Raw genomic sequence first — 13,065 nt, 5'->3', positions numbered from 1 at the left:
CGTCCGCCGCCTCCCGCCGCCTTCCACTCTCCGCGCCCGGCTCCGCGCCCCGCCTTCCACGCCCCGGCTCCGCGCCCGGGCGCCGCCTCCCGCCCTCACGCCCCGGCTCCGCGCACCGAGCGTGAGGCACCCGTCCGGCGGGCCCTTCCGGCCCGGACGGCGAGCGGCCCCGCATCTTCCCTCGGAAGATGCGGGGCCGTCGTCGTGGTCCAGTGGCGCCGAGCCAGAAGATCCGGCCCTTTCAGATCACCCTGAAGGGGCCGAAGTCTCTGGCTCGGCGCAGCGTCGGCTGCCGTACCTCAGATCCAGCCCTCCTCCCAGGCGCGCTGCGAGGCCTCCTGGCGGGTGCGGACGCCGAGCTTGGCCATGGCGTTGGAGAGGTGGTTGCGCACCGTCCCGGGTGCCAGGTGCAGCGCCTGTGCGATCTCCTCCACCCGGTGGGCGGTCCGGCCGACGCGCAGCACGTCCAGCTCCCGCTCGGTCAGGGGCGACTGCTCACCGGTCAGGGCCGACGCTGCGATCTCCGGATCCACGTAGCGCCTTCCGGAGGCCACCTGCCGCAGCACGTCCGCGAGCTCCTCGGCGGGCGTGGACTTCGGCACGAACCCGGAGACCTTCTCCGCCAGCGCTCGGCGCAGCACACCGGGGCGGGCGTGCCGGGTGAAGATCACGACCTTCGTGGGGACAGACCGCAGGATCTGCTGGGCCGCCTCCACACCGTCCAGGCCGGGCATCTCCAGGTCCAGCAGGCAGACGTCTGGACGGTGCTCCTGCGCAGCGGCCACGGCCGCGGTGCCGTCGGAGACGCCCGGGAGCACCTCCACGTCCTCCTCCAGGGCCAGCAGCGCCTCGACGGCACCGCGGATGAGCACCTCGTCGTCGGCGACGAGCACACGGATCGGAGCGGTCGGGCCGGTCATGCGGTCTCCTCTTCGGCAGAGCGGGGAACGGTGAGTGTGAGGGTGAACATCTCACCCTCGTGGACGGCGGACAGGGTGCCGCCGGCGGCCTCGGCACGCTCGGCCAGGCCCGCCAGCCCGGTGCCCCACCCGCGGCGTCCGTCGGCCGCGGCGGACGACGACGGCCGCTCACCCGGCCGGGGCGACGTCGCCGGATCGATGGGGTCGCCGGCCCCGACGGCAGGAGCGCCGTCGTTGGTCACGACCAGGCGGAGGCGGAAGGCGTCCGTGGGGACGGCCGTGAGCTCGAGGCGGGCGTGCTCGGCGTGGGCGTGACGCAGGATGTTCGTGGTGGCTTCACGGGCGGCCAGGCCGACCAGGCGCCCGGCGGCCGGACCGAGCGGCCCGAGGGACGGGTCCACGTGGACGTCGGCGTGGGTGCCGGCGGCGGTGAGCACGTCCCGGGCGTTGGCGAGCTCGCGTTCGGCGGAGACCTCGCGCAGGTCACGGACGAGGGCGCGGGTCTCGGCCAGGGCTTCACGGGCCTGTTCGCGGACCTCGTGCAGCTGGGCGCCCGCGTCCTCCGTGCGCCCCTTGGCCAGCAGCCGCTCGGCGAGCTCGGCCTTGAGGGCGATGACCTGCAGGTGGTGGCCCTGCACGTCGTGGAGGTCGGAGGCGAAGCGCAGCCGCTCCCGGGTGACGGCGAGGTCCGCTGCCTGCAGGCGGGCATGCTCGAGGCGCTGCATGACGCGCCAGAACCAGACCGCGGGAACGATCATCACGCCGGTGAGCACAGCCCAGAGCAGGAAGCCGCCGGCCGTGTCGATCGGTCCCGCGGGGTCCTGGAGGACCGCCGCAGCGCCGAGGATGAGCGAGGCAGCAAGGCCGCCCCAGAAGACAGGGCGACGCCGGCGCGGGTGCACCAGCAGGGACAGCAGCAGGCAGGACAGCCACAGAGGCAGCGCCCACCACGTGCCCAACTCCCTGAGCCCGAGCGCCGGCAGGACCGCGCCGGCGAGCGCGAGCGGGACGGTGGGGCCGAACAGCCAGGCAAGATCCCGCTGACCGACCACCGGCCCCTCCGCGTCCCCGGGCGGCGGGGCCTGGAAGAGCCGGGCCACATGCAGCTGGCCGACCACCCCGAGGACGTGGAGCAGCAACAGGACCGCCAGCACGACCGCCTGCCCTGTGCGCCCGGCATCCATGTGCCCCTGCAGGCGGGTCAGCGGTCCGAACGCGGAATAGCCCGCGATCACCAGGACGCCGAACAGCAGGCCCGTCCAGGTGTACCACCACGCACCGGCGAGGTCCCCCGTGAGGGGGCCGAAGCCCGAGGCCCCGGGGCCCGCGGCGGACGCCGTGGGCACGGCGCCGGTGGGGCGGCGCCCCGGTGCGGCGGCAGGCGGGGCCGAGCGGCCGTCGTCGTGGTTCCCCTCGATCCTCATGGACCTCACCCTACGGGCGTGACAACTGTCATGACCCGCCGTGCGGAAGTGCCCGGCAGGAGGTGACCGCACCGCACTTCTGGGTTCCGACGGGGGCCGGAAGGCTGGAGTCAGAGCTCGGGAACCCGACCGGATCCCGAACGAAGACGCCGGGGAACTCGACGGTTTCCCGAACGAAAGCACTGGAGAGGAACGTGGTCACGATGGATCTGATGGGCACCGCACGCGAGTTCGTGATGGGACTGCCGGAGGCGCTGCAGGGCGTGGGGGTCTTCCTCGTCTCCTTCATCCCGTTCGTGGAGGGCGAGGGCGCGGCGATCATCGGCGTGCTCGCCGGAATCAGCCCGTGGCTCGCCGTCCCGGTGGGCATCGTCGGGAACTTCTTGGTGGTGGCGCTGCTCGTCTATGCGGCCCACGGAGCCCGCGGCGCGCTCATGGGCCGCCGTGCCGCCCGACGCGGCGACCGGGCCCCCGCCACGGCCGACGGCGGCTGGACGCCGGAGTCGGCCGGCCGCGACCGGGCCCCCGAGTCGGCCGGCCGCGCCCTGCTGCGTGAGCGTTTCGAGCGCTGGGGCGTGCCGGGGCTGTCCCTGATCGGCCCGTGGGTGTTCGTCCCCGGTCACGTCGCGGCTCCGGCCATGGTGTCCTTCGGCGCCAGCCGCGGCTACGTGATGGTCTGGCAGACCGTGGCGATCGTGCTCTACACCACGGTCGGCGGCCTGCTCACCCACGGGATCCTGACACGCATGGGCGTGGTGGGCTAACCCGGACCATCGCCGAGCCGGACCATCGCCGAACCAGAAGATCTGGCGAGCCGGACCATCGCCGAACCAGAAGAATCGGCCCCTTCAGACCACCCTGAAGGGGCCGAAGTCTCTGGTTCGGCGCACAGCGCCGGCCCGGGTCAGCCCTTCCGGGCCACGGTGAGGCCGTCCTCGCCGTCCACACGGTCCACGGACACGGTGTCCCCGTCCGCGATCTCCCCGGCGAGGATGCCGCGGGCCAGGCGGTCGCCGATCTCACGCTGCACCAGGCGGCGCAGCGGGCGGGCGCCGTAGGCCGGGTCGAAGCCGGTCTCTGCCAGCCACTGCTCGGCGGCCTCGGACACCTCGAGGGTGAGGCGGCGCTCGGCCAGCCGGGACTGCATCTCCGCCACCTGCAGGTCCACGATTCTCGTCAGCTCGTCCAGCGTCAGGGCCTCGAACTGGACCACCTCGTCCAGGCGGTTCAGGAACTCGGGCTTGAACGCCGCCCGCACCACGGACATCACGGACTCGTGCTTGGCGGCCTCGTCCAGGGTCGGGTCCACCAGGAACTGGCTGCCCAAGTTCGAGGTGAGGATGAGGATGACGTTGCGGAAGTCCACGGTGCGTCCCTGGCCGTCGGTGAGCCGGCCGTCGTCGAGCACCTGCAGCAGGATGTCGAAGACCTCCGGGTGGGCCTTCTCCACCTCGTCCAGCAGCACCACCGAGTACGGACGGCGTCGCACGGCCTCGGTCAGCTGACCGCCCTCGTCGTAGCCGACATAGCCCGGAGGGGCGCCGACCAGACGGGAGACGGAGTGCTTCTCCGCGTACTCGGACATGTCGATGCGGACCATGGCGCGGTCGTCGTCGAACAGGAAGTCCGCCAAGGACTTCGCCAGCTCGGTCTTGCCCACGCCCGTGGGGCCGAGGAACAGGAAGGAGCCGGTGGGCCGGTTCGGGTCGGACACCCCGGCACGGGCGCGGCGCACCGCGTCCGAGACGGCGGTGACCGCCGCAGACTGCCCGATCAGCCGCTGCCCGAGGTGGTCCTCCATGGTGAGCAGCTTCTCGGACTCGGAGGCCATCATGCGCCCGGCGGGGATACCGGTCCAGGCGGAGATGACCTCGGCGATGTCGTCCGCGGTGACGTTCTCGGAGACCATCAGGTGCTCGTCGTCCACGGCCTTCTCCGCCTCGTCCGCGGCGGCCAGCTCCTTCTCCAGGGCCGGGATCTCGCCGTAGAGCAGGCGGGAGGCCTCGGCGAGGTCGCCCTCGCGCTGGGCCTTCTCGGCCTGCGAGCGCAGCTCGTCGAGCTTCACGCGCAGGTCACCGGCCTCGTTCAGCGAGGCCTTCTCCTGCTCCCACCGCGCGGTGAGGGCGCGGAGCTCCTCCTCCTTGTCCGCCTTCTCGGCCCGCAGGCCGGCCAGGCGCTCCACCGAGGCGGGGTCGGTCTCACCCTCCAGGGCCAGCTCCTCCATGGTGATGCGGTCCACCTGGCGGCGCAGCACGTCGATCTCCTCCGGGGCGGAGTCGATCTCCATGCGCAGCCGCGAGGCGGCCTCGTCCACGAGGTCGATGGCCTTGTCCGGCAGCTGACGGCCGGTGATGTACCGGTCGGACAGCGCGGCGGCCGCCACCAGCGCCGAGTCCGCGATCTCCACCTTGTGGTGCGCCTCGTAGCGCTCCTTCAGGCCGCGGAGGATCGCAATGGTGTCGTCCACGGAGGGCTCGCCCACGTAGACCTGCTGGAAGCGGCGCTCCAGGGCCGGGTCCTTCTCGATGTTCTCGCGGTACTCGTCCAGGGTGGTCGCACCGATCAGGCGCAGCTCGCCGCGGGCCAGCATGGGCTTGAGCATGTTGCCTGCGTCCATGGCGCCCTCGGAGGCGCCGGCGCCGACCACGGTGTGGATCTCGTCGATGAACGTGACGATCTGCCCGTCGGCCGCCTTGATCTCCTCGAGCACGGCCTTCAGGCGCTCCTCGAACTCCCCGCGGTACTTCGCGCCGGCGATCATCGCCCCCAAATCCAGGCTGATCAGGGTCTTGCCGCGCAGGGACTCCGGAACGTCCCCGGCCACCATGCGCTGGGCCAGGCCCTCCACCACGGCGGTCTTGCCGACGCCCGGCTCGCCGATGAGCACCGGATTGTTCTTGGTGCGGCGAGACAGCACCTGGACCACGCGGCGGATCTCCGCATCGCGGCCGATGACCGGGTCCAGCTTGCCGGAGCGCGCCACGGCGGTGAGATCGGTGCCGAACTTCTCCAGGGACTGGAAGGTGGCCTCCGGGTCCGGGGTGGTCACCTTCGAGTCGCCGCGCACCTGGGTGAAGGCGGCGCGCAGGGCCTCCACGGTGGCGCCGGCGTTGCGCAGCGCGGCGCCGGCCTCGCCGGTGTCCGCAGCCAGTCCGAGGAGCAGGTGCTCGGTGGAGACGTAGGTGTCCCCGAAGCCGGAGGCCTGCTGCTGGGCGGCACGCACGACGTTGCCGGCGGCCGGGGACAGCTTCGCCTCGGCGACGGCCGCACCGGACACCTTGGGCAGCGCGTAGATGGCCGAGGACGCGGCGGAGGACACCACGTCCGGGTCCACGCCGGCAGCCTTCAGCACGCCGACCGCCACGGAGTCGCGCTGGTCCATCAGGGCCTTGAGCAGGTGGGCCGGCTCGATGGTCGGGTTGTTCGCCGTGGACGCGTTCATGGCCGCGGCCGAGAGCGCCTCCTGGCTCTTGGTGGTGAACTGCGGGGTCTGGTTCATGGGTGGCCTCCTCTGCCGACCGGGAAACTTGAGTCTGTTCAGCTCAACTCTGCGGGGTGCGGTTCTATTCCGGGTCCGGGGCTTGACGACGACGGCCGCCCGCCTCCGCCTCTCGGCGTCCCTGGCGCCGTGCTCGTGGGGGCTCGGCGGTCCCGAGCGAGGTCCGGCCGGGACGGCCTCAGGCGGCGAGGGCACCGTGGCAGGCGGTGCTCATCGGCGCCTGCATGCGACCAGCCTGCCACCGCAGGGCCGTGGTGGCACTACCGTGGAGACCGTGACCGGATCCCAGCGCCGCAGCCGTCGTGTGCGCCCGCGCCGCACCTACCAGCGGCCGCGGGTGAGCCTGCTGTACGTGCTGCGCCGGACCGGCTACAAGCTGCTGGAGATCCAGGTGTGGGACGTGGCCGCCGCGATGACGTTCTTCGCGGCGCTCGCCCTGCTCCCCACCATGGTGGCCCTGGTGTCCACCGTGTCCCTGCTCGGCCTGCAGGACGAGACCATCGCCACCGCCGCCGGGCTCATCACCGAGATCTGGCCCGCCCTGTCCGTCGGCGCCGTGGAGTCCACGATCCTCGCCCTCGGGGGCCAGGCCACGGGCACCACCGCCGTCGTGCTCGGCACGCTCGGCGCCCTGTTCTCCGCCTCGGGTGCGGTGGGCGCGTTCCACCGGGCGATGCACCGTATCCACGACACCCGCGAGGGACGCAGGTTCCCCGCCTTCCGCCTGGCCGTCTTCGTGGAGACCCTCGCGCTCACGGCCGGGACCGTCGTCGTGCTCCTGCTGGTGGTGCTGGGCGGCGACCTGTCCGCACGGATCGGGCGCAAGGTCGGCCTGACGCAGGAGGCCGTGGACCTGTGGAACCTGGCCAAGTGGCCGGTGATCCTGGCGATCATCATGGTCGTGGTGTCCGCGGCCTACCAGCTCGGCCCCAACGTGCGGCAGCCGCGCTACCGGGCCTTCTCGCACGGTGCCGTGGCCTCCGTGCTGCTGCTGTTCGGAGCCACGGCGCTGCTCGGCTGGGTGACGGCCAACCTGTCCCAGACGCAGCTGGTCGGATGGATCACCTCTGCCATCGGCATCCTCATGCTCGCCTGGGTCACGGTGATCGTCCTGCTCGCCGGCGCCGCCTTCGACGCGGAGATGCTGCGCGCCCGCCAACTCGCCGTGGGGTTGGATGCGGCGGACGAGATCCAGCTGGCCAGCCGCCACACCGCGGTCCTGAAGGACCTCGAGCAGATGGAGCAGCGTCAGCAGCGCGTCGGCCGGATCGTCTCCAAGTCCGCCCGCACCGGGGAGCCCGCCGTGGTGCCCCGCACCCGGCTGCTCACCGAGTCCGGTTCCCTCTTCGCCGTGGAGCCGCGGGCCGGCAGGACGGCCGCCGACCTGTCCACCGGCCGCCCCTTCCACGCTCAGCTCGATCCGGACGACGTCCCGGATCCGGAGACCCCGTCCTCCGACCCGGCCGGCACCCCGTCCTCCGACTCGGCCGGCGGAGAGGCCGTCGGCCCACGCCGGCCCTGACCCGGTGCACGAGGGCCCCGACACCGTCGTGGTGTCGGGGCCCTCGTTCTGAGACGGCACCGGGGATCAGTCGTCCAGGAGGTCCTTCGGCTTGACCTCGGCGTGACGCAGGGCGGCCTCGAGGGCGGGCAGGGCCTGTGCCTCGGCCTCGGCCTGGACCTGCCCGAGGCGACCGGCCAGCCAGCCGTAGGTGTACGAGGACTCCCCCGCCGCGACGGCGGCGTCACGGACGTGACGGAGGGCGGGCAGCACGACCTCGAGGTCCTGGACCGCCCCCAGGGCCTCGGTGACCTGCTCCCAGTCGGCGGCACGGGCGGCTGCGGTCTCACCGAACGCCGGAGCCGTCGCCTCGAACGCGTAGCGGACCGCCTTGGCCCGCTTGCGGGTCTCATGGAGCAGCGTCAGGCGCTCCTGCGCGGTCTCCGCGTCCCGCGCCTGCTGCGCGGTCTCGGCCGTCAGCGCGACGGCGTCGGCCACCATCTGCGGCAGGACCTTCTTGCCCTTGCGTCCGTGCTCGCCGACCAGCGGCGGGGCGGCCACGAACTCGGTGAGGGTGTCCATCAGGCGGGCGTAGCGCGGCGAGGCCTGCGCCTTCACCAGCTGGGCGTGCGCCTGAGCGTGGCGGCGGCCGAGCTCCTCGGCGGCCCGGGTCTTCACCGGGCCGTCGGAGTCGGCGCGGGGGACGGTGTCCAAGTCGGCCAGGATGCGGGCCGAGACCACCTCCGCGTCGCGCGGATCGCCCAGGCGGCGGGCGTACCAGCCGAGCTCCTTGCGCAGGGCCTCGGCCTGCTCGCCGTCGAAGAGGGCACCGAAGGTGCGCAGGGTGCTGCGCAGGCGGCGGATGGCCACACGGGACTTGTGCACGGCCTCCGGGGCGTCGGCGGCCACGCCGGCCTCGCGGGCGCGGATCACGGCGGCCTGCTCGGCCACATAGGCCATCACCAGGGTGCCTGCCGGGTCCTTCTTCTTCGGGCCCTTGCCCTTGGCCTGTCGCTTGAGCGACTTCTCCAGGGCACGGCCGAGCTTGGACGGCGAGCCCGCCGGCTCCACGCCCTGCGCGGCCAGGTGCATGACGGTCAGGTCCAGCAGCTCCGGGGCGGCGCCCGGCATCAGCTCCACCTCGAGCTCCCGCCAGGCACGGCCGGACGGGGACGCCTCCACGCGGTCGTCGCAGAGGGTCGCGACGACGGCGCCCGAGGCGTCCAGCAGGTCCACCTCAGTGCGCTGCGTGGACAGCACGGCCACCGGCATGAGACCGCGCTCGGCCTCCGGCACGGAGTGCCAGTCGGCACCGAGATGTTCGGCGAGCGCCTGCAGGTGCGTCTCCGGGACGGCCCAGCGGCCGGCGCCGGAACCGAGGCCGGTGCGGACCTCGAGACGGTCGGCGTCGGCCGGCAGCTTCAGGTGCCAGCCGTCGTCCGTGCCGCCCTCGCGGCGGCGCAGGGTGACCTGGTTGCGCAGCAGCAGCAGGTCGGCGGTGTCCAGGTAGACGGCGCGCAGGGCCTGCTCGCGGACCTCGCCCTGGTCGAACACGGCGGACAGGTCCGGCAGCTGCGCATCCGCAGCGAGCACGAAGGTCACCTCGGCCTCGAGCGCCACGGCGGCGTCCTCACCGCCGTCCTGACCGGCGGCGATCACGTCGCCGTCGTGGAACGAGGTCGCGGCCTCGCCCACCGGGCCGGTCGCGGCCGGGTCGGCCGGCCGGGTGCCCACATCCTCGACGACCTCGCCCTCGGGCTTCTTCACGTGCTTCCGGGACTTCTTCGCGTCCGACGTCGTGGAGGTCTTCTTCTTCGTCATACCGGCTCGTCTCCGCCTTCCTCAACGGGGTCGATGGTCGTGGATCCAGCCTAGTTCCGGCCCACCGCGGCCGGACAGTGCGCAGGAGCGAACCCACGGCGCCCCGTTCGGCTCACTCGGCCGCGCGGAACGCCTCCACCTGGGCTCGCAGCATCTGCGCGGCGGCCTCGGGCTCCACCTGCACGAACGTCGCGGACAGGTGCCGGTGGCCGGCCGAGGCACCGCCCAGGGTGACGACCGATTCGCCGCGGGGCCCGGAGGACCGGACGAGCACGGCGCCGGGTACGCCGTCCACGGCGGAGAACTCCACCTCAGTGCCATCGGAGCCGGTGAGAGTCCCGCAGGTCTGGGGCAGGGCTCCGTACGCTCCCACCAGATCCGTGGTGGAGGGCGTGTAGACGAGGAACGACGCCACGGAGGCCTCGGGCCCGAGCACCCCGGCCGCTCCCGGGTCCACCTCGTAGCCGGTGTGCAGCAGGACCGTGTGCGGCACCGTGGCCTCGTCGATGCGTCGGACGAGGTCCCCGCACTCGCCTGTCGGCTCCACACCCTCCAGCGGCAGCGGCTGGCTGAAGGGCACGTCCGGCATCTCCTGGATGCGCTCGGCGGTCACCAGCCCGCCCGGCAGGTCGGCGGCGGGCACCACGGCGGCACGCATGCCCGGCAGCACGCGCTCGGCCTCGCCAGGCGCCAGCGTGGTGGAGTCCGTGCCGCGGTAGTTGCCCGGCACCGTGGCCACGATGTCGTCCGGGGCCTGAGGCGTCTGCTGCTCCTCCGCAGTGCTGGCGTCTGCGCTGGCCTCCTTCTGCACCGGCGAGGGGCCCGCCCCCTCGGTGGCGTCCTCGGCGCCGCAGGCCGTCACCCCGAGCAGCACGGCGACCGCCAGGGCCGTCAGGGAGGACCGGGCGCGGAGACCTGCCGTGGCAGGTCCAGCGCTGCGGCCAGCCGCGGTGTGCGGTCCGGCGGTGATCATGGCAAGTCCTCCTCAGCGATACGGATGCGAGGCCAGACGGGACGGCGGCCTGCGGGGCGTCGTCACCGCTTCCGCTCCTCGAAGGCGGCGACCTGCTCGCGCAGCATCTGCTCGGCGAGCTCCGTCTCGATGTTGACATATCCGGTGTAGACGTGCTCGTCCCCGTCCGAGGCCCCGCCCATGAGCAGCTCGATGCGCTCACCACCGGACTCCATGACCAGCCGGCTGGCCCCGGGCAGGCCCTCGACCGGCTCGAACACCGCCGTGGCGTTCGGCCCGCTCAGCTCGCCGCAGACCTCCGGCAGCTGCCCGAACATACCCATGACGTCCTCCTCGTCCGGGGTGATCACGGCCGCGGCGAACGCCTCCGGCTCCCCGATCGCCCCTTCGGCGTCCGGGTCCACCTCGTACTGGGAGAACCCGACCGCAGAGCCCGGCCGGGAGAACGTGTCGATCCGGGTGATCAGCCGCCGGCACTCACCCTGGGCCTCCACGCCGCGCACGGTCATGTTCAGCTCGAACTGCGAGTCCACGGAGGCCCGGCGCTGCTCGCCCACGAGCACGTCTCCGGGAAGGTCCTCGGCCAGCAGGACGCTCGGGGCCATCTCCTCCAGGCGGGACTGCTGTTCGCGCCCCGCGGCGCTCAGCGTCGACGAGGACGACGGGGAGGAGGGCGTCCCGTCGAGGCTGGGACCGGCTTCCAGTGAGGGCCCGTCGTGACCGCCCGAAGGACTCGGCTCGTCCTCCTCGTCCGACGGCGAGGTCGCCGAAGCGTCCGTCCCTTCCGGCGAACGGTCCGCGGAGGTTTCCCCGCCCGACCCGGCCGACGTCGACGTCTCGGGCGACTCCCCTGCAGACTCGGACGTCGTCGCCCCCTCGGGGTCCCCCGTGCCTCCGCCGGCCTCCTCGTCCGGGTCGGGCATCCCAGAGGAGCAGGCGGCCAGGGTCACGGCGGCGGCCGCCAGAAGGCCGGCCAGGTGCACTGAGGTCTTCATGGTTCCTCTCCAGGACGTCTTCCCGTGTCCTGGCCCACTATCCTCGGCTCAGGGGCGCGAGTCCAGGGCATCGGGGCTCTGCCTCGAGGGCGAGACCTGCGCCGGCCGAGCCTGCCCGCGACCTCTACGTCCCCCTACGCGACATGTGACATGCGCAACATCTATGATGTGGCGATCAAGGGGCGTCGTCCTCCCTGCGGGGAGCCCGCGGCGCCCGGCACACCACGACCCGACGGACTCCGGTCCCGTCGCGATGAAGGCAGTCCCATGTCACGCACGCACCACCGTGTCGTCGCCGCCGCCTCCCTGTGCACCGGCGCGCTCGCCCTCTCGGGCTGCGCCGTCATCGGAGGCACGTCCTCCTCCAAGGCGGTCGGCTCCGATGAGCACCTGTCCTCCTCCTACCAGCTGGTGGAGCCCGGCACCCTCACCGTGTGCTCGGACATCCCGTACCCGCCGTTCGAGTTCGAACAGGACGGCAAGATCACCGGCTACGACATCGAGCTCGTGCACGCCGTCGCCGAGAAACTCGAGCTGGACGTCGACGTCATCGACTCGTCCTTCGAGGCGATCGAGTCCGGCGCCTCGCTCACCGGCTGCGACCTCAACGCCTCCTCGATCTCCATCACCGAGGCCCGTCAGCGCGTCATGGCCTTCACCAGCCCCTACCTCGACGACGACCTCGTGCTCATCGCCCGCAAGGACAGGGGCTTCACGTCCGTCGAGGACCTGGAGGACGCACGCGTCGGCGTGCAGACCGCCACCACCGGCGCCGAGTACGCCACGGAGCAGGGTCTGAACGTCGTCCAGTACGAGGACGGCGGCATGCAGGTGCAGGCCCTGAAGGCCGGCAACGTGGACGCCACCCTCGGGAACCAGTCCGTGCTCCTGTACGAGCTGAAGGACGACGACCGCTTCGAGATCGTCGAGGAGTTGCCCACCGGCGAACAGCTCGGGATGGCGGTCGGCGCCGAGAAGGCCCAGCTGCTCTCCGCCGTGGACCGCGCACTGCAGGAGCTGCGCACCGAGGGCAAGGTCGCTGAGCTGCAGGACAAGTGGTTCGGACACGTGCAGGAGGCCTACAGATGAGCACCGCAGAGCAGACCCCCACGCCCCAACGCGCCCAGGAGCAGACGCCGAAGCCGGGCGCGGCCCGCCGTCGCAAGACCATCTCGCTGGCGATCCAGGCCGGCGTGTTCGTCCTGGCGATCGTGCTCCTTGCCGTCCTGGTCGACTGGACGGCCCTCGGGGAGAACGTCTTCAACTTCGGCGCCGTGGGCGCGATGTTCCCGGACATCATCCTCGTCGGCCTCGGCAACACGCTCTTCTACACGGTCACGTCGTTCGTCCTGGGTCTTCTCGGCGGCATGGTCCTCGCGCTGATGCGCATGAGCGCCTTCCCCCCGTACCGCTGGATCGCCACCGCCTACGTGGAGTTCTTCCGCGGCGTCCCGGCGCTGCTCGTATTCCTGGCCCTCGGCTACGGCGTGCCCTTCGCCTTCGGCGTGAGCTGGCCCATCCCGCTGGTCGTCTGCCTCGCCCTGGGCCTGGTGGCGTCGGCCTACATCGCCGAGACCCTCCGTGCGGGCCTGCAGGCGGTGCCGAAGGGCCAGACGGAAGCCGCCCGCTCCCTCGGCATGCCTGCCTGGCGCGCCATGGTGACCATCGTGATCCCACAGGCGTTCCGCATCGTGCTGCCGCCGCTGACCAACGAGGTCATCCTGCTGACCAAGGACTCGTCTCTGGTCTACGTGCTCGGCCTCGCGGTCTTCCAGTACGACCTCACGAAGTTCGGCCGCGACGGCATCTCCTCGCTCGGCGCAGGCATGACCCCGATCGTGGTCGCCGGTGTGCTGTACCTGGTGATCACCGTGCCGCTGTCCCTGCTGGCCCGCCGCTTCGAGTCCACGTCCGCCCGGAAGAAGGTCTGAG

General features: G+C 72.4%; 10 protein-coding genes. 4 read left to right on the top strand and 6 right to left on the bottom strand.

All coding sequences use genetic code 11. The features are described from left to right. Positions 1-299 precede the first annotated feature (299 nt). On the bottom strand, positions 300-920 hold the full coding sequence (locus HMPREF2863_RS11040) for a response regulator transcription factor (RefSeq protein WP_067189604.1): 621 nt from the start codon (positions 918-920) through the stop codon (positions 300-302). Further along, a complete protein-coding gene (locus HMPREF2863_RS11035; protein WP_070640177.1) occupies positions 917-2,344 on the bottom strand; it encodes a histidine kinase in 1,428 nt (475 codons plus the stop codon). The genes HMPREF2863_RS11040 and HMPREF2863_RS11035 overlap by 4 nt, the downstream gene beginning before the upstream one ends. A gap of 212 nt (positions 2,345-2,556) precedes the next feature. Here HMPREF2863_RS11035 and HMPREF2863_RS11030 point away from each other — a divergent pair, with 212 nt between their 5' ends. Continuing rightward, positions 2,557-3,108 (top strand): hypothetical protein, encoded by a 552-nt coding sequence (locus tag HMPREF2863_RS11030; RefSeq protein WP_246828894.1) that lies wholly within the window; start codon positions 2,557-2,559, stop codon positions 3,106-3,108. A 140-nt stretch (positions 3,109-3,248) separates the two neighbouring features. Here the strand turns inward: HMPREF2863_RS11030 and clpB are convergent, their stop codons facing one another. Then, entirely contained in the window at positions 3,249-5,843 is a 2,595-nt protein-coding gene (gene clpB / locus HMPREF2863_RS11025; RefSeq protein WP_070640171.1) for an ATP-dependent chaperone ClpB, read from the bottom strand. A 274-nt stretch (positions 5,844-6,117) separates the two neighbouring features. Between clpB and HMPREF2863_RS11020 the strand changes: the two genes are divergently transcribed. Then, positions 6,118-7,365, top strand: coding sequence for a YihY/virulence factor BrkB family protein (locus HMPREF2863_RS11020; RefSeq protein WP_070640320.1), 1,248 nt, complete (start codon positions 6,118-6,120; stop codon positions 7,363-7,365). A 66-nt stretch (positions 7,366-7,431) separates the two neighbouring features. Here the strand turns inward: HMPREF2863_RS11020 and HMPREF2863_RS11015 are convergent, their stop codons facing one another. The 3 genes from HMPREF2863_RS11015 to HMPREF2863_RS11005 all read right to left on the bottom strand — a co-directional run bounded on the left by HMPREF2863_RS11015 (position 7,432) and on the right by HMPREF2863_RS11005 (position 11,133). After that, positions 7,432-9,165 (bottom strand): CYTH and CHAD domain-containing protein, encoded by a 1,734-nt coding sequence (locus HMPREF2863_RS11015; protein ID WP_070640168.1) that lies wholly within the window; start codon positions 9,163-9,165, stop codon positions 7,432-7,434. Between the two features lie 112 nt (positions 9,166-9,277). Continuing rightward, entirely contained in the window at positions 9,278-10,138 is an 861-nt protein-coding gene (locus tag HMPREF2863_RS11010; protein WP_070640165.1) for a hypothetical protein, read from the bottom strand. Between the two features lie 62 nt (positions 10,139-10,200). Continuing rightward, positions 10,201-11,133, bottom strand: a complete 933-nt coding sequence (locus HMPREF2863_RS11005) for a hypothetical protein (RefSeq protein ID WP_070640162.1) — start codon at positions 11,131-11,133, stop codon at positions 10,201-10,203. A 267-nt stretch (positions 11,134-11,400) separates the two neighbouring features. Here HMPREF2863_RS11005 and HMPREF2863_RS11000 point away from each other — a divergent pair, with 267 nt between their 5' ends. Further along, the gene (locus tag HMPREF2863_RS11000; protein WP_070640159.1) at positions 11,401-12,222 is read left to right on the top strand and encodes an ABC transporter substrate-binding protein; all 822 of its coding nucleotides are present in this window, start codon (positions 11,401-11,403) and stop codon (positions 12,220-12,222) included. Beyond that, complete coding sequence (locus HMPREF2863_RS10995; RefSeq protein ID WP_083315392.1) at positions 12,219-13,064, top strand: amino acid ABC transporter permease; 846 nt, start codon at positions 12,219-12,221, stop codon at positions 13,062-13,064. The genes HMPREF2863_RS11000 and HMPREF2863_RS10995 overlap by 4 nt, the downstream gene beginning before the upstream one ends. The last annotated feature ends 1 nt before the right edge of the window (position 13,065 follow it).

The sequence above is a fragment of the Micrococcus sp. HMSC067E09 genome (assembly GCF_001812555.1).
GTDB classification, from domain to species: Bacteria; Actinomycetota; Actinomycetes; order Actinomycetales; family Micrococcaceae; genus Micrococcus; species Micrococcus lylae.
The sequence above is the reverse complement of the archived record's forward strand: the minus strand, read 5'-3'. Positions and strand labels throughout refer to the sequence as shown.

Coding starts and splice junctions, on each gene's coding strand:
- HMPREF2863_RS11000 (WP_070640159.1), top strand. CDS start 11,401: ATGTCACGCACGCACCACCGTGTCGTCGCCGCCGCCTCCCTGTGCACC.
- HMPREF2863_RS11030 (WP_246828894.1), top strand. CDS start 2,557: ATGGGCACCGCACGCGAGTTCGTGATGGGACTGCCGGAGGCGCTGCAG.
- HMPREF2863_RS11040 (WP_067189604.1), bottom strand. CDS start 920: ATGACCGGCCCGACCGCTCCGATCCGTGTGCTCGTCGCCGACGACGAG.
- HMPREF2863_RS11035 (WP_070640177.1), bottom strand. CDS start 2,344: ATGAGGATCGAGGGGAACCACGACGACGGCCGCTCGGCCCCGCCTGCC.
- HMPREF2863_RS11005 (WP_070640162.1), bottom strand. CDS start 11,133: ATGAAGACCTCAGTGCACCTGGCCGGCCTTCTGGCGGCCGCCGCCGTG.
- HMPREF2863_RS11010 (WP_070640165.1), bottom strand. CDS start 10,138: ATGATCACCGCCGGACCGCACACCGCGGCTGGCCGCAGCGCTGGACCT.
- HMPREF2863_RS11015 (WP_070640168.1), bottom strand. CDS start 9,165: ATGACGAAGAAGAAGACCTCCACGACGTCGGACGCGAAGAAGTCCCGG.
- HMPREF2863_RS10995 (WP_083315392.1), top strand. CDS start 12,219: ATGAGCACCGCAGAGCAGACCCCCACGCCCCAACGCGCCCAGGAGCAG.
- clpB (WP_070640171.1), bottom strand. CDS start 5,843: ATGAACCAGACCCCGCAGTTCACCACCAAGAGCCAGGAGGCGCTCTCG.